Source organism: Mesorhizobium sp. M0601 (assembly GCF_040320845.1).
Classification (GTDB): domain Bacteria; phylum Pseudomonadota; class Alphaproteobacteria; order Rhizobiales; family Rhizobiaceae; genus Mesorhizobium.
In genome coordinates this window covers 17,593-36,861 of sequence record NZ_JAMYQK010000015.1, presented here as the reverse complement: position 1 = coordinate 36,861, position 19,269 = coordinate 17,593, and the positions used below count along the sequence as shown (strand labels likewise).

The 19,269-nt window shown below is 63.3% G+C and carries 17 protein-coding genes, 1 tRNA gene and 1 pseudogene; 12 read left to right on the top strand and 7 right to left on the bottom strand.

The window, feature by feature from the left end; translation table 11 throughout:
* Nucleotides 1-43: 43 nt before the first annotated feature.
* Together NKI41_RS15895 and NKI41_RS15890 are read left to right on the top strand one after the other, a co-directional pair.
* Complete coding sequence (locus tag NKI41_RS15895; RefSeq protein WP_352683877.1) at nt 44-2,131, top strand: TonB-dependent siderophore receptor; 2,088 nt, start codon at nt 44-46, stop codon at nt 2,129-2,131.
* Nucleotides 2,131-3,345, top strand: a complete 1,215-nt coding sequence (locus NKI41_RS15890) for an MFS transporter (protein WP_352683875.1) — start codon at nt 2,131-2,133, stop codon at nt 3,343-3,345. Before NKI41_RS15895 ends, NKI41_RS15890 begins: the two co-directional genes overlap by 1 nt.
* Nucleotides 3,346-3,365: 20 nt before the next feature.
* Here NKI41_RS15890 and NKI41_RS15885 read toward each other — a convergent pair whose 3' ends face one another.
* The gene (locus NKI41_RS15885) at nt 3,366-4,442 is read right to left on the bottom strand and encodes a siderophore-interacting protein (protein WP_352683873.1); all 1,077 of its coding nucleotides are present in this window, start codon (nt 4,440-4,442) and stop codon (nt 3,366-3,368) included.
* A 203-nt stretch (nt 4,443-4,645) separates the two neighbouring features.
* A tRNA-OTHER gene (locus NKI41_RS15880) sits at nt 4,646-4,731 on the bottom strand.
* Between the two features lie 78 nt (nt 4,732-4,809).
* Between NKI41_RS15880 and NKI41_RS15875 the strand changes: the two are divergent.
* Nucleotides 4,810-4,927, top strand: a pseudogene (locus tag NKI41_RS15875) (IS5/IS1182 family transposase); the annotation flags it as partial.
* A 33-nt stretch (nt 4,928-4,960) separates the two neighbouring features.
* Here the strand turns inward: NKI41_RS15875 and NKI41_RS15870 are convergent.
* Together NKI41_RS15870 and NKI41_RS15865 are read right to left on the bottom strand one after the other, a co-directional pair.
* A complete protein-coding gene (locus NKI41_RS15870; RefSeq protein WP_352620494.1) occupies nt 4,961-5,737 on the bottom strand; it encodes an esterase family protein in 777 nt (258 codons plus the stop codon).
* A 4-nt stretch (nt 5,738-5,741) separates the two neighbouring features.
* Entirely contained in the window at nt 5,742-6,908 is a 1,167-nt protein-coding gene (locus NKI41_RS15865) for an ATP-grasp domain-containing protein (protein ID WP_352683871.1), read from the bottom strand.
* A 751-nt stretch (nt 6,909-7,659) separates the two neighbouring features.
* Between NKI41_RS15865 and leuA the strand changes: the two genes are divergently transcribed.
* From leuA to NKI41_RS15845, 4 genes are all read left to right on the top strand, one after another.
* Nucleotides 7,660-9,396, top strand: a complete 1,737-nt coding sequence (leuA, locus tag NKI41_RS15860) for a 2-isopropylmalate synthase (RefSeq protein WP_352683869.1) — start codon at nt 7,660-7,662, stop codon at nt 9,394-9,396.
* A gap of 145 nt (nt 9,397-9,541) precedes the next feature.
* A complete protein-coding gene (locus tag NKI41_RS15855; protein ID WP_352683867.1) occupies nt 9,542-11,329 on the top strand; it encodes a tetratricopeptide repeat protein in 1,788 nt (595 codons plus the stop codon).
* 227 nt (nt 11,330-11,556) lie between these two features.
* Nucleotides 11,557-12,360 carry an alpha/beta fold hydrolase gene (locus NKI41_RS15850; RefSeq protein ID WP_352683865.1) on the top strand — a complete coding sequence of 268 codons (804 nt, stop codon included), beginning with the start codon at nt 11,557-11,559 and terminating at the stop codon, nt 12,358-12,360.
* A 134-nt stretch (nt 12,361-12,494) separates the two neighbouring features.
* Nucleotides 12,495-13,112 carry a hypothetical protein gene (locus tag NKI41_RS15845; RefSeq protein WP_352683864.1) on the top strand — a complete coding sequence of 206 codons (618 nt, stop codon included), beginning with the start codon at nt 12,495-12,497 and terminating at the stop codon, nt 13,110-13,112.
* 75 nt (nt 13,113-13,187) lie between these two features.
* Here the strand turns inward: NKI41_RS15845 and NKI41_RS15840 are convergent, their stop codons facing one another.
* Nucleotides 13,188-14,132: a metallophosphoesterase family protein gene (locus NKI41_RS15840; protein ID WP_352683962.1), complete on the bottom strand. Its 945-nt coding sequence runs from the start codon at nt 14,130-14,132 to the stop codon at nt 13,188-13,190.
* 53 nt (nt 14,133-14,185) lie between these two features.
* On the opposite strand from NKI41_RS15840, the gene NKI41_RS15835 reads away from it, so the two are divergent.
* Entirely contained in the window at nt 14,186-14,686 is a 501-nt protein-coding gene (locus NKI41_RS15835; RefSeq protein WP_352469692.1) for an NUDIX domain-containing protein, read from the top strand.
* 306 nt (nt 14,687-14,992) lie between these two features.
* On the opposite strand, the gene NKI41_RS15830 is transcribed toward NKI41_RS15835, so the two are convergent.
* Nucleotides 14,993-15,142 (bottom strand): hypothetical protein, encoded by a 150-nt coding sequence (locus NKI41_RS15830; RefSeq protein ID WP_352469691.1) that lies wholly within the window; start codon nt 15,140-15,142, stop codon nt 14,993-14,995.
* A gap of 118 nt (nt 15,143-15,260) precedes the next feature.
* A complete protein-coding gene (locus NKI41_RS15825) occupies nt 15,261-16,250 on the bottom strand; it encodes a glutathione S-transferase family protein (protein WP_352469690.1) in 990 nt (329 codons plus the stop codon).
* 281 nt (nt 16,251-16,531) lie between these two features.
* Here NKI41_RS15825 and NKI41_RS15820 point away from each other — a divergent pair, with 281 nt between their 5' ends.
* From NKI41_RS15820 to NKI41_RS15805, 4 genes are all read left to right on the top strand, one after another.
* Nucleotides 16,532-17,086 carry a GNAT family N-acetyltransferase gene (locus tag NKI41_RS15820; protein WP_352469689.1) on the top strand — a complete coding sequence of 185 codons (555 nt, stop codon included), beginning with the start codon at nt 16,532-16,534 and terminating at the stop codon, nt 17,084-17,086.
* Between the two features lie 63 nt (nt 17,087-17,149).
* The gene (locus tag NKI41_RS15815) at nt 17,150-17,911 is read left to right on the top strand and encodes an SDR family NAD(P)-dependent oxidoreductase (RefSeq protein WP_352469688.1); all 762 of its coding nucleotides are present in this window, start codon (nt 17,150-17,152) and stop codon (nt 17,909-17,911) included.
* A gap of 16 nt (nt 17,912-17,927) precedes the next feature.
* A complete protein-coding gene (locus tag NKI41_RS15810; protein ID WP_352469687.1) occupies nt 17,928-18,689 on the top strand; it encodes a HugZ family pyridoxamine 5'-phosphate oxidase in 762 nt (253 codons plus the stop codon).
* Between the two features lie 173 nt (nt 18,690-18,862).
* Nucleotides 18,863-19,201 carry an ArsR/SmtB family transcription factor gene (locus NKI41_RS15805; RefSeq protein ID WP_023679553.1) on the top strand — a complete coding sequence of 113 codons (339 nt, stop codon included), beginning with the start codon at nt 18,863-18,865 and terminating at the stop codon, nt 19,199-19,201.
* Nucleotides 19,202-19,269: the final 68 nt, after the last annotated feature.

Sequence of the window (19,269 nt, the reverse complement as noted above, 5' to 3'; positions counted from 1 at the left end):
CAATGTACGGAAGAGTGGAGACGAGTTGATGCGGAAACGGACGATGACATGGCTCCTGGGGATATCACTGCCGGGCAGCGTTGCCCTGCTCGACCTGTCCGGGCCGGCTCACGCTCAGGACCAGGGCGGCGTCACGGTTCTCAACAAGATCGAGGTCGATGCCGAGAGCGACGAGATCCTCGTGCAGGACGGCTATGTCGCCAAGAAGGACCGCATCGGCACCAAGACCGACACGCCGATGGTCAAGATTCCGCAAGCCGTTTCGGTTGTGACGCAAAAGCAGATCGAGGACCAGAAGCCACGCACGCTGAACGAATCGCTCGGCTATGTCGCAAGCGCCAATCCCAACAGCTTCGGCTTCGACACCCGCTACGACGCCTTCTTCCTGCGCGGCTTCCAGGCCTTTTACAACGGCATGTTCCGCGACGGGCTGCGCCAGTACAACGGCCCCTCGGCCTGGTTCAAGACCGAGCCCTACGGCATCGAGGGCGTCACCATCCTGAAGGGTCCGGCCTCCTCGCTTTACGGCATCAGCGGTCCGGGCGGCATCGTCAATCTGGTCACCAAGCGCCCCAAGGAAGAACAGTTCCGCGAAATCGAAATGCTGCTAGGCGAACACAACCGCTTCCAGGCCGCACTCGACGCTTCCGGCCCGGTGAACGACGACGGCAGCATTCTCTACCGCTTCACCAGCCTCGGCCGCACCAGCGACACCGACCTGCCCGGTTATCCCGACGACAAGATCTATCTGGCGCCGGCCGTCACCTTCAAGCCGGACGAGGATACCAGGCTGACCATCCTCGGCGAATATTCGAAATCCGTCACCGGCGGCACCGCTGCCTTCTACAATTCAGGCGGCGCTCTGACGAACCTCTACGAGGGCGATCCCGCCTGGAACGACTTCGACCAGACCCAGGGCCGCATCGGCTACGAGTTCGAGCACCGTTTCAACGACGTGCTGACGGTCCGGCAGAACCTTCGCTACAGCGCCGTCGACAGCGACATCGAATATAGCGGTTATTACCCGGACGGCGTGGATCTGAAACGCTATTGGGGTCACTACACCGAGACCATGAAGAACTTCGTCGTCGACAACATGGCGCAGTTCGAATTCGATACCGGCCAGGTCAGGCACACGGCGGTAGCCGGCATCGATTACGCCTGGTCGAATTATGACGCCGGCAGCGGTATCTCCTACGTTTCCGTCGACGACATCAAGGCCGCTCCGGTTCCTTACTCTGGCGGGCAGGAGATGAACCAGCTCGGCGCCTACCTGCACGACCAGATGGAGTGGAACGATTTCACCCTGTTCGCCAGCGGTCGCTACGACTGGGCCGACACCACCTCGACCGCCGCCGACTTCACCAGGTCCAAGCAGGACGACAGTGCCCTTTCCGGGCGGCTCGGCCTGTCTTACCAGACCGAATGGGGCATCACGCCCTATGTCAACTATTCGACGTCGTTCTCGCCCAATATCGGCTTCGTCTATGACGATGTCAGCAGTCCGATCGGTCGCGTCGCCCGTCCGACCATCGCGACGCAAAAGGAAATCGGCGTCAAATACGAGTTTGCCGATTACAACGCCGCCGTCAGCGCCGCTCTGTTCGACATCGACCAGAAGGATGGCGTCGTCTTCGACGCCTCGACCGGGATCAACAAGCAGCGCCAGCTCGACCTGAACTCGCGCGGCGTCGAACTGGAAGCCAGCGCCTCGCTCGACAACGGCCTCAGCATACTCGCCTCCTACACCTATCTGCGCGTGAAAATCGAACGCGGCGCCACGGGAACCGCAGGCAAGGAACTGTCGGCGACGCCAAATCACATCCTGTCGCTCTGGGGGCAGTACCAGTTCGAGGACGGCACGCTGCAGGGGCTCGGGCTGGGCAGCGGCGTTCGCGTTGCCGGCTCGAGCTATGGCGACGACACCAACACCTTCAAGAACGACGCGCGCGCCTTCGTCGACGCCTCGCTCTCCTACGATTTCGGCTACCGCAACCCCAAGCTCGAGGGCGTGAAGCTGCAGGTCAACGCCAAGAACCTGTTCGACACTCAAAAACCCATCTGCTCGGCCGGCTATTGCTACCGCGACGAGGGCCGCTCGCTGTTCGCCAGCCTGCGCTACCGCTTCTGATGTCGATCGCCGTTTCCAGCCGGGCATCGACGCCTGTCGCGATCGTCCTGGCGATCGGCGGGCTCTACGTCGCGCAGAGTGTGATCGGCGGCATCACCTGGGCGGGGCTGCCGGCGGTGATGCGCGACCAGGGCCTGCCGCTCGACCGGATCGGCCTGGTTTCGCTGATCGCGCTGCCATGGGCGCTCAAGTTTCTATGGGCGCCGGCCGTCGAGCGCTATCGGCTGCCGCCGGTCGGCAAGAACCGCACCGGCACGATCGTCGCCGCCGGTGGACTTGCGTCCATCGCCGGGCTGTGGGCCGTCGGCGCGCTCGGCCCGGAGGCCTGGTGGCCGGTCCTGGCCTGCCTGACCATCGTCGCCTTCGCCGCCTCGACGGTCGACATTGCCTGCGATGGTTTCGCCGTGCAGAGCCTGGCCAGGGAAAACCACGGTTGGGGCAATGCCGCGCAGGTCGGCGGCGCCTATCTCGGCTCGGCCATCGGCGCCGGCCTGTTTCTGCTTCTGGTCGACGCTTATGGCTGGCGCATCGCCGTTTGGGCGATGGCCTTGCTGCTCCTGCCGCTCGGCCTGCCCTTCCTGCTCGGCGCGGCCGGCCGCGCGCGCGAGGAGACGCGCGAGCATGTTCCCAGCCTCCTCGACGCGTTGAAGCGTCCCGAAATTCGGCGCGGCCTGGCAGCGTCGGCCATCTATGTCCTGGCCCAGAAGGCGGCACTCGCCATGCTCGGACCATTCCTGATCGACGCCGGGCTCGACCTCCCGATGGTCGGACTTGTCAACGGCGTCGGCAGCATGTTCGTCGGCCTGGCTGCCGCACTCGCCGGCGGCGCTCTCGTCAAATGGTTCGGCCCGCGCAACGTGCTCGTCCTGGCGCTTTTCCTGCAGGGCGGATCGCTGTTCTTCTTTTCGGTCTTCGATTTTCTTGGTGGCTTCTCGACCACCGCTTTGATGGCCATCGCGGTGCTCAGCTCGTCCGGCTTCATGGCTCTCGGTTTCGTCGCGCTTTACGCGCAGTTCATGCGCTGGTCAGATCCAAGACAGGCGGGCGTCGACTTCACGCTGTTCCAGTGCATGGACGCACTGATGAGCATGGCCGGCGGGATCGCGGCCGGCTACGCCGCGCAGTATCTCGGCTATGGCGCGTTCTTCGCAGGCGCCGGCCTCGTCGCGATGCTGGCGGCCCCGGCGATCGCCTTCGTATCCGACCGCCGCTGACCGCGGAGCATCGTCGCGCGCTATTCTTCGCCGCCGTCCGCCGCTTGCGTCCCGCGGCGCCAGTAGGCGGTGACCAGATGCCGGTCGCGCGGCACGCCCCATTCCTTGCGGACGATCCTGCGGATCTCGCGGAAATCGCCGAACTCGCATCCGGCCCAGACATAGAGATTGTCGGCAAGCGCGGTGCGGTTCCGCTGCCGCAGCACCGCCGGCAACAGGCTGGCCGTGCCGGCCTCGCGCCCATGCCGATAGAGCCAGGTGACGGCAACGGCCTCGCCCGCGGCCAGCGGCATCCGATCGTCGGGACCATCGACCTCGATGAACGCTTCGGCGCGGGTTGACGGCGAAAGCTGCTCCAGGATCCTGCCGATCGCCGGAAGCGCGGTGTCGTCGCCGAGCAGCAGCAGGTTTTGCGCCTCGGGCACGCCACCTCCGCCCGGTCCGATCATGCCGATGATCTCGCCGGCAACTGCCTTTTCGGCGAAAGCGGCCGCCGGCGTATCCATACCGGGGTGGAGGACGAAATCGACATCCAGCCAGCCGCTTGCGGCGTCCAGTGCCCGGATCGTGTAGACCCGCACGACGAGCGCGTCCTCGCCCGACGGCCAGACCATCAGGCCGTCGGCGCCCATCAACGGCCACACCGGTGGCCTGCCGCGCGGCGGCAGCAGCAGCCGCACATGCAGGCCGCCACGGCCAAAGCGGCCGAGTTCGTTGCTGGCGAAGCGGACGCGCTGCATATGCGGAGAAATCCGCGTCGAGGACAGCACCGTGATCTCGCGGAAGAACACCGGCGGACCGGCATCGCTGCCGTCGCCCTGCCAGGCGATGCCCCTGGCCGTGCCGAGATGTTGCGAAAAATGGCCGGCGACCGCCATCTTCATGTAGGACAGGCAGGTTTCATCCTCGGCCGCGACGCGGATCAGCACGTTGTCGTCACCGAGCGTCGCCTTCAACGAGCCGTAATGCGTGCGAAATTCCCAATGATCGGCAAGGCCGGTATCGATCTCGGATTCGCCATGCTCGGCGCGCAGCCTGTCCATCACCGACCGGATAGCGGCACCGCTGATCCGGGTTTGCGCACTCAATTGCTCCATCGCTCAGCCTTTCGATGCCGTTGAATTCGAGAACGCCATACGGCGTCCTCGCCACGCCGGAATGCCACAGCCGGCCTAGCGTTTCCACTAAAAGATGATAAGTGTAGTCATGTTTTTAAATCAGGCTGAAGGGAAGTCCATTTGCAGGCCGCATCACCTAGATATCGACATGCAATAGGTCGTGAACTCGTAAAACGGGGCGTCGCCAGCGGCAGGGATCGAACCCGCACCTGAACCAAGAGGCTCAGGATCACTGTGGTGATACGTTTACCAATTCCGTCACGCTGGCACCTGCCTCGTAGCGCAAATTTGCGCGGATTGCCATTCGAGGCTTCTCTTGTGGCGTCCGAGCCGATTCAGCGTCGGCATGAGCCGATACGACCTGCCCGACTTCGAGTGGCGTGATCGAGCCGCTCCTGCCCAACAAGCCGCCAGGCGTGCCGCGTGTGGATGATCGCCGCGTGCTGAACGACATCTTCTCAAGGCGACTGTGGCTGCGCTTATGAGTCTACGGTAATCTAATCCAGCCGGTGCATCAGATCGTCGTCCAGCCAGCGGGCGAAGAAATAGACCAGTTGCTTGTGCCACCACGGCCAGTCATGGGCGACATCGCCGCCCCAATAATCGACCCAGGCCGGAATCGACTTGTCACGCAGGATCTGTTCCAGCGCCTGCGTATCGGCCAGCATCCGTTCCTCCCAGGCACCCTGCCCGCAGCAGAAAATCAGCCGCAGCGCCTTCAGCCTGACAAGCAGCCCCGGATCGACGATACCCGGCAGGTAGTCGAGCGGCGAGTTGAAGAAAATTTGTCCGTCGAGCGCGCTGCCGAAGAAATCGTGGGTGGAGTAAACCCCCGACAGCGCGATGACGCCGCTGGCCAGTTCCGGAAAGCGGAAGACGAAATTCGACGAATGGTAGCCGCCCATCGAGCAGCCGCAAAACAGCGGCTTCAGCGTACGCCCGCCATTGGCCTCGGCTGCGACAGACAGGAGTTCCGGCAGCGCCTCCTCGCGCACATAGCGGAAATACGCTTCATGCCGGGCGATGCGATGGGCCGGCTCGGCATGGCGGTCGAAGAAGGATTCCGCATCGATGCCGTCCAGCGTGAACAACTGGATGCGACCGGTGTCGACGAACTCGGCGAGAGCCGAGACGGCGCCGGAATCCTCGAACTGGTAGAACCGCCCTTGCGAAGTCGGGAACACAACCACGGGTCGGCCGGCATGGCCGTAGCGCTTGTATTCCATGTCGCGGCCGAGGTTGCGGCCAAAACCCTTGTGGTAGGAAACGTCCATCGCCTCACGCCTTTTCCGCATGGATGTAGTCGACCGCCCGGCGCAGCGCCTTCGGGTCGGTGGAGCGCAGCTGATAGGCGTAGTTTCCCATGGCGCGGCTGAAAACCTCCTCGATGGCGTGATGATGGACGATCATGCCGCCATGGGCGGCCAGCACGTCGGCGTGGCTGTGCACATAGTTGAGGTGCCGCTTGCGGCTGGCATAGGCGGTGAAATACTTGCCCCTGTAAGGGCCGCCGGCGGCGTCCTTGACCACCATGTCGGCCCATGCGGCATAAACATCGATATCGAAGGTGTAATTGATGGCATCGGTCATCCAGGCGCCAGGCGGCCGCATGTTGACCTCCAGCGCGATGACCCTGTCGTCCCTGGTTTCGAACAGCTCGATGTGGAAGAAGCGCTCGCGCACGTCGAACGCCTTGAGGATTTTCCTGCCGGCCTCCTCGACCGCCCGGCTGATCTCGGGAAAACAGACATAGCTCATATGGCGGTCGCGGTTGACCACCTCCATGACGCTCTGGTCGTAGCGGTGGCTGGCGGCCAGCACCACCTCGCCGTCGCGGTTGATCAGCCCGTCATAGGTCACCACCAGCCCTTCGATGAATTGCTCCATGACGAAGCTGACGCCTTCCGGCTTGTCCCTGAAGAAGCTGTCGAGTTCGCCGGCGTTGGAGATTTTGAAAGTGTTCGAGGCGCCAGAGCCCGAATCCGGCTTCACCACCACGGGATAGCCGACACGGCGGATGAAGGTCATGGCGCCGGCGCGGTCGGAGCATTTGCGTTGCGGGATGGTTTCGACGCCGCTCTTGCGGAAGAACGCCCGCATGCGGCTCTTGCGTTTCAAATTCTTGACGAAGTCGAGCTTGGTGCCGAAGATGTTGAAGTCGGTGCGGATATTGGCTTCCAGCTCCAGCCAATGCTCGTTGAGCGATTCGAACCGGTCGACGCGGCCCCATTTGTGGATGAAATGGCCGATCGCCCGGAACACAGGCTCGTACTCCTCCATGTCGTCGATGCGGTAATATTCCGAAAGGGCTGCCTTCAATTTGCCGTCCAGCGCATCGAACGGCGCGTCGCCAATGCCGAGCACGGTGGCGCCGGCCTTCTTCAGCCGGTCGCAGAAATCGGCGCCATTGGCTGGAAAATGCGGCGAGAAGAACACGAAATTCATGGACCATCCCTCCCGGCGGCGAGCCATCGCACCCCGCCGACAATCGACTCTGGCGCATTTGCCGGGCTCGGGGAAGAGCAACTGGATCAGGTGAGCGGCTGGGCCCGCGAAAGGTGACGCCAAAACCGTGAAATAAAAAACCCGCCTCGACAGCGGGTCCTCGGCGCCAGTCAGCACCATACCCAAATTACTAGCATAGCTGCCGGCACAAAGCAAGAACAAAGTTGCTGTAATCAGGAAAAATCGGGATAGGTGGCTCGGCGAAGCCGAGACGGAGAGGGGACTGCGCCCTACGAAGGCCCCCTCTCCGGCCGCGGAGCCTGTCTTCGGGCTTGCCGAAGGCAAGACCCGTGGGCGACCACCTCTCTCCCATTTCGCGACGGCGCGGAACCCCGGTCTTGAGGCTGGATCGGCAGCTTCTGCGACAGCGAGGCCCCCACTTGCCTCGCTTTGCCCGCTCCTGTATGAAATCCGCCATGAGCCCGCGCGCCACCTCTTTTGCGCCCCGTCCGACCGGCATTGCCGGCCAGACCGTTCGCGCGCTTGCCTCCACCCTGCTGCTTCTCGGCCTTATCGGCGATCGCCGGGTTCGCTGAAGGAGCGCCCGGCGGTCGAATTCGCCGCTCACGCGCACGCTCCTTGGCCAGTCACAAATTGGCACGTCACATCAAGCGAACGAAATTCTGGTAAAGGCGCCGCTCGCCACCAATCCGCCTGAAGCTGGATCCGCGAGCCGCCGGGAGAAAAGACGATGAACGCACGAGAAGATATCCGTCTGAATGTAGAGGAAACCGCCAAGCCCGCGAGGGGCATGCCGGATGCTGCCCGCAAGTACCAGCCCTATCCGACCGTCGGTCTTGCCGATCGCACCTGGCCCTCGAAAGTGATCGACAAGGCGCCGATCTGGTGCTCGGTCGACCTGCGCGACGGCAACCAGGCGCTGATCGATCCGATGGGCCAGGAACGCAAGGCGCGCATGTTCGCCCTGCTGCTCGACATGGGCTTCAAGGAGATCGAGATCGGCTTCCCGTCGGCCTCGCAGACGGACTTCGATTTCGCCCGCTGGTGCATCGAACAAGGCAACGTGCCCGCCGACGTCTCGCTGCAGGTGCTGGTGCAGTGCCGGCCCGAACTGATCACCCGCACTTTCGAGGCGCTGAAGGGCGCCACCAATCCGATCGTCCATTTCTACAACTCGACCAGCGAGCTGCAGCGCCGCGTCGTCTTCGAGAAGGACGTCGCCGGCATCAAGCGCATCGCCACCGACGCGGCCAAGATGATCACCGACATGGCGGCCAAAGCCGGCGGCGGCTACCGTTTCGAATATTCGCCGGAGAGCTTTACCGGCACCGAGCTCGAAGTGGCGCTGGAGATCTGCAACGCGGTCACCGAGATCGTCAAGCCGACGGCGGAGAACAAGCTGATCATCAACCTGCCCTCCACGGTCGAGATGTCGACGCCCAACATCTACGCCGACCGCATCGAATGGATGTGCCGCAATCTCGACAACCGCGAGAACCTGTTGATCTCGCTGCATCCGCACAATGACCGCGGCACCGGCATCGCCACCACCGAACTCGGCCTGATGGCGGGCGCCGACCGCGTCGAAGGCACGCTGTTCGGCAACGGCGAGCGCACCGGCAATGTCGACATCGTGACGCTGGCGCTCAACATGTACACGCAAGGCGTCGATCCCGGGCTCGACTGCTCCGACATCAACCGCATGAAGGACGTCTACGAATACTCCAACCAGCTGAAGATCCCCGAGCGCCATCCCTATGTCGGCGAGCTCGTCTACACCGCCTTTTCCGGCTCGCACCAGGACGCTATCAACAAGGGCATGAAGGCGCTGCGCAAGGCCAACACGCCGCATTGGGAGGTGCCCTATCTGCCGATCGACCCGGCCGATGTCGGCCGCAGCTATGAAGCCATCATCCGCATCAACTCGCAGTCCGGCAAGGGCGGCATCGCCTATGTGCTGCATGCGGATTACGGCCTCAACCTGCCGCGCAACCTGCAGATTGAGTTCAGCCAGGCCATCCAGGCGATCACCGACGCCGAAGGCAAGGAGGTGCCGGCCAGGCGCATCTACGAGCGCTTTCTCGACACCTATGTCGACCAGCCCGGCGCGCGGCTGAAGTTCCTCGACCACCACACCTACCCCGACACCGAGGTCAAGGGCCGGCGCGTGGTTGAAGCGGTGATCCTCGACAGGGGCAAGGAGGTGACCATATCGGGCACCGGCACCGGCCCGATCGACGGCTTCGTCGATGCGCTGTCGCGCCATGTCGGGGTGCCGATGTCGGTGCTCGATTATTCCGAGCATTCCATGCAGCGCGGCTCGAACGCCTCGGCCATTTCCTATGTCGAGATGGAACATCCCAGCGGCAAGCTGTTCGGCGCCGGCATCAACACCAACATCGTCGCCGCCTCGCTAGAAGCCGTGGTTTCGGCCGCCAACCGCATCGTCGGCCGAAAGCGCGGCTAGCCGAAACGGTCAGGCTCCCGCGCATCAGCCCACCGGAAATTTTATCCGGTGGGTACGCTATCGCACCATAAGCACATGCTTGTAAGGCGCCGCCAGCGCGATATGATTGTACCTCAACCTGTGCCGAATTCGAAGGGATCGACACTTGCAGCATACCACGCCTGCCGCCCCCGCAGTGCGCGAAACGCTGGAGCGATTGCTTGCCAGCGAAACGTTCGGACGATCCGAGCGCGCGCGCAAGCTGCTCCGCTACCTGGTCGAGCGCGAGCAGGCAGGCGAAGCCGACAGGCTCAAGGGCTTCTCCATCGCGATGGACGTGTTCGGCAAGGACGGCGATTTCGATCCGTCGACCGATGCGGTGGTGCGGGTGCAGGCCGGCAGGCTGCGCGAGCTTCTGCAGCAGTATTTCGCCAATGAGGGCGTTGCCGAACCGGTCCGCATCGCCATTCCGCGTGGCGGCTATGTTCCGTCGTACGAACTCAACGCCATTCGCTTGCCGGCAGAGACTGAGGCAGAGAGCAAGCCGCAGCCGGCGACAGAGGAGGCGACAAACGCCCCGCCCGGATCGCCGGAAGATGCCCACAACCGGGCACATCCGGCTGCATTGCTGAGCGTTCCAGCCGTCGCCCCTGCTGCTCCTTCGCTGCAACGCCATTTGCAGTTCTTCTGGCTGGCGATCGCGCTGGTCATCCTCATGCTGGGTGTGCTGATCCTTCGCCAGGGTAGCGTGGTATTGCTGACCGGTGGCGACACGGCGGTCGAGACCGCGGTGGCGACCGGCAGCATAGCAGCGCCTCCGGTTGAAAACCTCCCCCAGGTCTACATCGCCATCAAGGCCGACAGCGACCTGGCTCGCCGTGTCGCCGCATCGCTGCGCGCCGGCCTCAGCGGCTTCGATACCATCAATTTCATCGGCCGTGATGCCGACAGCCCGCCCGATCCAGTAACCGACGCCGCCAGCTTCGTATTCGATGTCCTGCCCGGGCCGCGTAGCGGCGACATCATGCTCGAGCTGCAAAGCGTGGCGACCGGCCGCGTGCTGCTCTCACGCAACCTGACCGCCGGCGACAGCGCGAACACCGCCATCGAGGACCAGATCTCCGGCATTTTGACCTCGGCTCTTCCCGCCTCGGGCACGATCTACAACTACATCGAGCAGAGCGGCATCCAGACCGGGCTGACGGCGTGTCTGGTGCTCAACGGCAAATATTATCTCGACCAGAATGCCCAGACGCACGAAGCCGCCTACCGCTGCCTCGAAGATCTTGCCAACCGGGAGGCGAAGTCGTCGCTCGTCTATTCGGAACTCGCGTCCTTGCATCTCGAAGCGGTCACCGACCACTATCCCTACCCCGCCGACGCGACGATCGACAAAGCCATGACGTTTGCCCATCGCGCCATCCAGATGGGCCCGACCAGCCCCTACGCGCACCGCGCCCTTGGTTACCTCAATTCGCGCATGGGCGATTCCGCGGAATCGATCCGCTGGATGCGCAAGGCCTATGAGCTCAATCCCTACGATCTCGCAATGGCCGCCGCCTACGGCTACGGGCTGGTTTTCGCCGGCAGGTACAGCGAGGGCGCCCCGATCCTTGCTCACGCGGTGGACATCGCCAGCGCCCATCCGACATGGTGGGATTACGGGCTGTTCGCCGGAGAGTTCATGATGGGTGACATGAACAGGGCCACGCTTGCCAGCGACGGCTTGCGAACGACTGAAATGAAATCGCATTACCTGGCGGCGCGGCTGATCGGCGCCACGGCTGCCGGCCGCGAGAAGCTGGCGAGCAGGCTGCTGCAGGAACTGACCACCAAATTTCCGAAATTCGCAGCCGATCCGCGCACAACCTTCGTCGAGCGAAGATATCCCGCCGATCTGACCAACCGGCTGGTGGAGGCCCTGCGTGCCGCCGGGCTTGGCGGCGCCAGCTGACGTCTCCCGGCGCGTGCACGACGTCAGGTGATCGCGAAGATTTTACTGGCCATCCGGACGGCCAAAGCGCAATTCAGACACAATTTGAACCGGCCAATCTGATGCCCCACAGGTCTGATCCCGCATAGGCTGATCTCCACATAAGTCTGACCCCCGCAAAAGACTGATCCTCGCATAAGACCGCCCCGGCATCCTGATTGATTCCGGCACCAAGCCATAAAGTTTGCATGACCCCATCCCTTTACGCTGCCGAACGGGGCGCCGGCCCGACAACGATCGCCTTCCTGCATGGTTTCGGTGGCTGCCACGACGACTGGCGCGATGTGGCCGAGTCTCTGGCGCCCGGCGCGCGGACCCTGGCCTATGATCTGCCGGGACATGGGCTGTCGCTCGATTTTCCGGGCGGCGGTCCGGCCAGGATTGCAGCCAGTGCCGTCCTTGCCGATCTTTCCGCTCGCGGGATAAAGCGGGCCCATCTCGTCGGTCATTCGATGGGCGGCGCGGTGGCCGCCCTGATGGCATTGAGCGAGCCCGAAAGAATGGCGTCGCTGACGCTGCTGGCGCCGGGCGGTTTCGGTCCTGAGATCAATGGTCCGCTGCTGCGTCGCTACGCCGCCGCTGCCGGCATGGATGAAATCCGCGCCTGTCTTGCCGCCATGTCGGGACCGCAAAACCGGCTGCCGCAGCATAGGGTCGAACTCGTCAGCGAGATGCGCCAGCGGCCCGGCCAGTTGCGTACACTTGTCGAGCTCGCAGCCGCCATGACCAGGGATGATCGGCAAGGCGTCATCCCGAACGAGCGGCTTGAAACGCTGAATATGCCAATCATGGTGGTTTGGGGAACCGACGACGCGATGCTGCCCGTCAGCCAGGCGGACAGCGTGCCGAAGCATTTTCATCTGCACCACGTGCTGGAAGCCGGCCATATGCTGGTCCAGGAAGCGCCCGGCCTGGTCGTCGAGGCCGTCCGTCGCAATATGCGGCGCCGCAGCAGGCGACTTCGTCCGGGATTCGCCGCTGCGGCGAGCTGATCGGTCTTGGCACTGGCACGGCGGCGGCGCTTGTGCTCATCCAGCGAACCCTTGCCCGCCCATCGATCTCGCAAGTGCAATTTGCCGGCGGCTGTGTTAATTCGGTGTTAACCAAACCCCGCGAGGCAACGCCGATGAAGGACGCAGGCGAGAACATCACCCAGATCGATCAGTCGCGAAAACTGTCCGATGCCATTCGCGACGTCAAGAACGCCTTCGCCGACCGCGACGACGTCGTCGTCGAGATGCGCGAAGCGCATCGCATGCGGCTCGATCTGCTTGCCGCCGAACTCGCGCCGGTCTTCGGCGACGTACCCACCGATATGGACAGTTTCGACTTCGCCGTCTCGTCCGGCCTGCAGCCACGGCTGTGGATCGACGCCGTCAGCCATGTCGCCATGGGACGCGACCGTCGCACCTACCGCTTTCTCAAGGACACGCGCATCGGCCGCGTCGTCCTCGCCGAATCGACCGACATGAAGGTCGTTGCCGACCAGGTGACGCGCTATGTCGCCGAGCGCGTTGTCGAACGCCAGAGAATGATGGAAGGCGGCATCGAGCAAGCCGTCGCCGGCCTGAAACGCGCCCTGGTGGCGGAGGCCGAGCCGCCGCTGCAGATCGCTGCGCGCAGCAACGGCTGGTCGGCGTTCTTCTCGGGCCTCGGCCTGATCGCCGCCGGCGCCCTGGTCGGCCTGGCGATTTCGCTCGTACTGTTCTGGGACCGCATCGTCGCGATGAAAATCAGCTTCTAGAGCGGTTCAGCGTTTCACGGAACGCTGAACCGCTCTATTTCTTTGTTTTGACGCAATTCCGGACTGAAAACCGCTTCACACTTTTCCTGGAATTGCTCTGGCCATCGACGCCTCGGCCCCCACGCCAAGCTCCAGCGTCTGCAGATCGCTGGGCGGCAATGCCGGCCCGGTCAGGCCGCGGCGCGTCAGCCTGATCCGCCAATTGTCCTTTTCACCGTCGATGTCGAGCAGATTGTATTGCGCCGGCGCATGCGAACTGCCGGGCGCCTGCCCGGCGGCGGCGACCCCGACCACCGGAATTTTGATCTTGCGGGCGCCGATGAAGAACAGCGACGGCACATGCGAATGGCCGTGCAGCACAAGCTCGGCACCGTGCCGGTGAAGAACCTTGTGGAAGCGCGAGATGCCGAACAGCCGCTTGTTCTGGGAAACCGCGCCGCGCACCGGCGGATGGTGGATCATGATCACCCGGAACAGGCCGCGCTTGCCTGTGGCGTCGAGGATGCCGCGCAGCCTTTCCGCCTGGCCTTCCAGAAAGAAGCCGTTGGCCATGAACGGAGCCGTGGCGCGCGCCGTCGAGACGCCGACCAGCGCAACATTGCCGCGTACGCGCAAATAGGGAAAAGTGTTGCGGTCGACCGGCGTGTTGACGCCGTCGCCGGTCATCCACGCCGCCCAGGACCGGCAGGTCTTGTCGAAGGCGCCCGGCACATAGGCGTCATGGTTTCCCGGCACGACCGACACGTCATTGGGCGAGCCCAGCGTCTCCAGCCAGTGCTTGGCCATCTCGACCTCGCCGTCGAGCGCCAGATTGACTAGGTCGCCGGTGATGGCGAGATGGTCCGGCCCGCTGGCCTTCATGTCGGCGACGATGGTGTCGATGACTGCATCATGCATGTAGCGGCGGCGGTTGCGCTGCCAATTGACGTAACCGACCACGCGCTTGGAGGCGAGATCGCGATAGGTTACATCGGGAAGCGGCCCCAGATGGACATCGGAAATATGCGCGAGCCTGAACATCTTTTCTTCATAGGCGAGCCGCGCGCGGCTTTCCACTCACGGTTTCGCGGACGATGACGACGCCGGATCCGGAGCAAGCCCTGCGTCAGACCGGCTGGCCGGGCTTCAGGGCGAGGCTGTTTCACCTGTATTTCGTACTGCGGCGGCCGATGACGCTCGGCGTGCGCGGCTTGATCCACGACCGCCCCTCCAATTCCGTCTTCCTCATCCGCCACACCTATGTCCCGGGCTGGCACCTTCCGGGCGGTGGCGTCGAGTTGGGCGAAACGATGATCGAAGCGCTGACACGCGAAGTCTTCGAGGAAGGCAACATCGCGCTGACCGGACCGCCGGTGCTGAAGTCGCTGCATTTCAACCGCCGCGCCAGCCGCCGCGACCATGTCGGCCTCTATCTGGTCGAGGAGTTCAACCAGCCAGCGCCCAAGCTGCCCGACCGCGAGATCGCCGAAGCCGGCTTCTTCCCGCTCGACCGCTTGCCCCAGGGCACGACACCGGCGACGCTGCGGCGGATTGCCGAAGTTTTTGGGGGGAATTCGGCATCGCCTTACTGGTAGATCATCTCTTCAACAGCTTTGGCTGCGTCGGTATAGACCGGCAGCATTCATTGTTCTCAGAGAGATAAATGCTGAGCGATGAGGAGAAAAAATGCAACACAGCCAAAACGATAGATTTAGAATCGCGCTCTATGTATCACTTTACACGGGAATTAATGGGATAACATTTTCCGTTATAGCGTTAATTTCGACAATAGTTCTTGGGATAGATCCATACATGTTAGCAAAAGTTGGAAGATTCATCCAATTCACAATACAATTAGTTGCGGCATTCGTGACATATTTCGTTTTTATAAAGCGACATGCTCAGCTTTTTACTCGCACTGAATTCTGGAAAATGGTCGGCTTCTCAACCCTGATAGAAATGATTTTGGGAATGGCTGTGCTTCTGCCGTCGGGATTGTTACGCGCAATCCCGCCCCAGATGTCGGTCGTGATCGTCATGATCAGCGGCATCGTTGCGTCCTTGCAACGTCGCTCGGCTACTCCAATCGATTTGGAAATACCATATTGAAAGCTGAACTCGTTAGAAGGGCAAAGATGGACTCCGAGACCTTCCGCTAGATCGCTGATTTCACGCCGCATTCCTGAACCTGTCCCGGTCATGCGGCGCGCCGTAGTCCAGCTCCGGCCCGACCGGCACGATGCGCGTCGGGTTGATGGTCTCGTGGCTGCCGTAATAATGCGCCTTGATGTGGTGCAAATTCACCGTGCCGGCGACGCCCGGCACCTGGTAGAGATCGCGCAGGTAATTCGACAGGTTCGGATAGTCGGCGATGCGGCGCAGATTGCACTTGAAATGGCCGACATAGACCGGGTCGAAGCGCACCAGTGTCGTGAACAGCCGCCAGTCCGCCTCGGTGATGCGGCCGCCGACGAGATAGCGCTGCCTTGACAGACGGTCCTCCAGCATGTCGAGCGCCGAGAACAATTCGCCGAATGCCTCCTCGTAGGCTGCCTGCGTGGTGGCGAAGCCGGCACGGTAGACGCCGTTGTTGACCGCGGGATAGACCAGCGCATTGATCGCATCGATCTCGCCGCGCAACGGTTGCGGATAAAAATCGAGCCTGGCATCGCCCCATTCGTCGAAGGCCGAATTGAGCATGCGGATGATCTCGGAGGATTCGTTGGAAACGATGGTCTGCTCGCGTTTGTCCCACAGCACCGGAACGGTGACTCGGCCCGAATAGCCGGGATCGGCCCTGGTGTAGATCTGGTGCAGGAAATCGAGGCCGTAGAGCGTGTCGCCGGTGGCGCCGTCCTCGGCCAGGAACGTCCAGCCGTCGGCGCCCATGAAATGATGGACGACCGAGACGGAAATCACGTCCTCGAGTTTTTTGAGCACGCGAAAGATCAGCGTCCGATGCGCCCACGGGCAGGCGAGCGAGACATAGAGGTGATAGCGGCCGGGCTCGGCCTTGAAGCCGCGTTTTCGCCCTTCGGCCGGCGTGCCGTCGCGGGTCACCCAGTCGCGCCACTGCGACTGCGCCCGCACGAACCTGCCGCCGCTCTCCCCGGTATCGTGCCAGCGGTCCTGCCATTGGCCTTCGACTAGCAATCCCATGCAATATCCTTTCGCGTTCCTACGCGATGTAGGGCACCAAGCGGCGCTGCGGAAATCCCCGATGCTGAACAGATCGTCAACGGCTGCGTCGTCGAGTGCGCGTCGGCTGCGCGGGCCGATTGCGGCGGCTGAAAATTGGTGCTAGCGGACATCCGCATGTTCGACTTTGCCGTGATCCGGTTCGACCGACGACGAAAGAGCGCCCGCGCTTGATGAAGCGCTGACTGGCGAACGCTGCCGCTTGCAGCAAACCTTTCCTCGCATACCGGAACGCAAAGACCATGAGCCTTGCCGACTTGAAATACCTGGCCGACGTGAAATACCTGCCGGAAACTCCGGCGCACGATCCTGAAATCGAAGCCATCAATGACGAGGCCTTCGGGCCAGGTCGTTTCGTGCTCGCCGCCTACAAGATCCGCCAAGGTGGCCCGCATGAACGGGCTTTGTCCTTCGTGGCCGTCGATGGCACAATCGTCGTCGCCTCGGTACGGATGACGCGCATCGCCGCCGGCGCTGGCCGCGCGCTGATGCTCGGGCCGCTCGCTGTGCGGCCGGCCTTCAAAAATTTCGGCATCGGCCGCCGGCTGGTGGCAATCGCGCTGGAAGCCGCCGCCAACGCCGGCGCGCCGGCGGTGATGCTGGTCGGCGACGAACCCTACTACGGCCCGCTCGGCTTCAGGAGGCTGCCGCGGGGGCAGATCTCGATGCCGCGTCCGGTCGACCCCGACCGGCTTTTGGCGCACGAGATCGTGCCGGGCGCGTTGGCGAGGCTGGCGGGCGAGGTTTGCCACGCCGACCAGGCAAGGATTGCCGCGCACATCGCCGCGATGGCATGACCGTGCCGGCGCTGTCGCACGGTGGCTTGGCGGCATAGTCTGGACACGGAGGAGGACGTCGAGATGAACCCGAACGGCCAGATTGCGATCGTCACCGGTGGCGGCTCCGGCCTTGGCGAGGCGACGGCGCGCGCTCTTGCCGCCGGCGGCGCCAGGGTTGCCGTCCTCGATCTCGGTATCGAGCGTGCGGCCAAGGTGGCGGCTGACATCGGCGGCATCGCCGTCCGATGTGATGTGAGCGACGCCGAGAGCGGTGCCGCCGCAGTCGCGGAAGCGGCAGAGACGCTCGGCGCACCGCGCATCCTGGTCAATTGCGCCGGCATCGTTGTCGGCATGAAGACGATCGGCAAGGACGGACCGCATCCGCTCGATCAATACCGCAAGGTGATCGAGGTCAATCTGATCGGCACCTTCAACATGATCCGCCTGGTCGCCGACCGGACCGCCAGGCTCGAGCCGCTGCAGGGCGGCGAGCGCGGTGTCATCGTCAACACCGCGTCGGTCGCGGCCCATGACGGCCAGATCGGCCAGGCCGCCTATTCCGCGTCCAAGGCCGGCGTCGTCGGCATGACGCTGCCGGTGGCGCGCGATCTCGCCCGCTCCGGCATTCGCGTCTGCACCATCGCACCCGGCATCTTCAGGACGCCGATGATGGCCGGCATGCCGCAGGAGGTGCAGGATTCGCTCGGCGCCGCTGTGCCCTTCCCTTCCCGTTTGGGCGAGCCTTCGGAATACGCGGCACTTGCCTTGCACATCATCGAGAACCAGATGCTCAACGGCGAGACAATTCGCCTCGACGGCGCCATCCGCATGGCGCCGAAATAAATGCGACGGTGATGCCTTGGACGAACCTAGGAAAGACGTGATCCGCGCGACCGATACCGAGGCGATCAGGCTGGCAAAGACGCTGATCCGCAGCGCCCGTTTCGGTGCGTTGGCAGTGCTCGAACCAGGAACCGGTTCGCCGCTGGCCAGCCGGGTCGGCGTCGCCACAGACATCGACGGCACGCCATTGATCCTGGTATCGATGCTGTCCACCCATACCGGCGCCATCCTTGCCGACCCGCGCTGCTCGTTGCTCGTCGGCGAACCCGGCAAGGGCGATCCGCTGGCGCATCCGCGATTGACGCTCGTCTGCCGCGCCGTGCGGCTCGAACGCGGAGCGAACGAACACGCCCGTGCCGAGCGGCGCTACCTCAACCGCAACCCCAAGGCAAAACTCTATGCCGGGCTCGGCGACTTCTCGATTTTCCGGCTCGAACCGGAGCGCGCCAGCCTGAACGGAGGCTTCGGCAAGGCCTATCTGCTCGACCGCACCGATCTGGTCGCGACGGGAGCGATCGTCGAAGAGCTTGCCGCCGGCGAGCAATCGGCGCTCGACCACATGAACGCCGACCATCTCGATGCGATTGCCCTCTACGCAAGTCATTTCGGCGGGGCCGAGAGTGACGGCTGGATCGTCACCGGGTTCGACGCCGACGGGATGGATCTCATATCGGGCGACAATGTCTGTCGGGTTTTCTTCCCCGAGCCGCTGAGAGCGGCGCGCGACCTCAGGCCTGTCCTGGTTGACATGGCCAAGGCTGCCCGATCGGCAAATTAATCACAGCCGCACAGTTAATCGGCTTGCGTGGAAAGCAAGCCTTGAGATTTGAGCGAAATGTTCTACCTTTGCGAGTGACGCTGAATCGCTGGCGTGCATCTATAGGGAAAGTCTATGGAATCCGACGCTATTGCCCCCATAGCGGCGGATGAGCAAGAAGGCATGGGGGATCTATGGTCTCGAACAAACTAGTCGCCAACGCCGGAACCGCGGCTGCGTTTCTGACGCTGATGGGCAACGAAAAACGTTTGTTGATCATGAGCTATCTGGCCGAGGGCGAGATGTCGGTCGGCGCCATAGCCGAGAAGGTATCGCTCAGCCAATCCGCCCTGTCACAGCATCTGGCCAAGCTCAGGGCTTCCGACCTTGTCGAGACCCGCCGCGACCGGCAAATGATCTATTATTCCTGCAAGTCCGCGGCCGTGCGCGAATTGCTGCACATGCTGGACGGCATTTTCGGCGAAGGTGAACTGTCGCAGATGGCTCACCGGCTGCGTCGCGCCGGGACCTGAGCGGCCGAGGCGGAGAATGCCCCGCCAAATCCGCTTTGCTGCCAAGTCCGCTTTGCTGCCAAGTCCGC

Bases quoted from the DNA above. Each gene is read 5' to 3' on its own strand.
- NKI41_RS15885 (WP_352683873.1), bottom strand. From the start codon at position 4,442: ATGGAGCAATTGAGTGCGCAAACCCGGATCAGCGGTGCCGCTATCCGG.
- NKI41_RS15805 (WP_023679553.1), top strand. From the start codon at position 18,863: ATGGTCTCGAACAAACTAGTCGCCAACGCCGGAACCGCGGCTGCGTTT.
- NKI41_RS15850 (WP_352683865.1), top strand. From the start codon at position 11,557: ATGACCCCATCCCTTTACGCTGCCGAACGGGGCGCCGGCCCGACAACG.
- NKI41_RS15830 (WP_352469691.1), bottom strand. From the start codon at position 15,142: ATGCCGCTGATCATGACGATCACGACCGACATCTGGGGCGGGATTGCG.
- NKI41_RS15825 (WP_352469690.1), bottom strand. From the start codon at position 16,250: ATGGGATTGCTAGTCGAAGGCCAATGGCAGGACCGCTGGCACGATACC.
- NKI41_RS15865 (WP_352683871.1), bottom strand. From the start codon at position 6,908: ATGAATTTCGTGTTCTTCTCGCCGCATTTTCCAGCCAATGGCGCCGAT.
- NKI41_RS15835 (WP_352469692.1), top strand. From the start codon at position 14,186: ATGACGACGCCGGATCCGGAGCAAGCCCTGCGTCAGACCGGCTGGCCG.
- NKI41_RS15820 (WP_352469689.1), top strand. From the start codon at position 16,532: ATGAGCCTTGCCGACTTGAAATACCTGGCCGACGTGAAATACCTGCCG.
- NKI41_RS15815 (WP_352469688.1), top strand. From the start codon at position 17,150: ATGAACCCGAACGGCCAGATTGCGATCGTCACCGGTGGCGGCTCCGGC.
- NKI41_RS15845 (WP_352683864.1), top strand. From the start codon at position 12,495: ATGAAGGACGCAGGCGAGAACATCACCCAGATCGATCAGTCGCGAAAA.
- NKI41_RS15895 (WP_352683877.1), top strand. From the start codon at position 44: ATGACATGGCTCCTGGGGATATCACTGCCGGGCAGCGTTGCCCTGCTC.
- NKI41_RS15840 (WP_352683962.1), bottom strand. From the start codon at position 14,132: ATGTTCAGGCTCGCGCATATTTCCGATGTCCATCTGGGGCCGCTTCCC.
- NKI41_RS15870 (WP_352620494.1), bottom strand. From the start codon at position 5,737: ATGGACGTTTCCTACCACAAGGGTTTTGGCCGCAACCTCGGCCGCGAC.
- NKI41_RS15890 (WP_352683875.1), top strand. From the start codon at position 2,131: ATGTCGATCGCCGTTTCCAGCCGGGCATCGACGCCTGTCGCGATCGTC.
- leuA (WP_352683869.1), top strand. From the start codon at position 7,660: ATGAACGCACGAGAAGATATCCGTCTGAATGTAGAGGAAACCGCCAAG.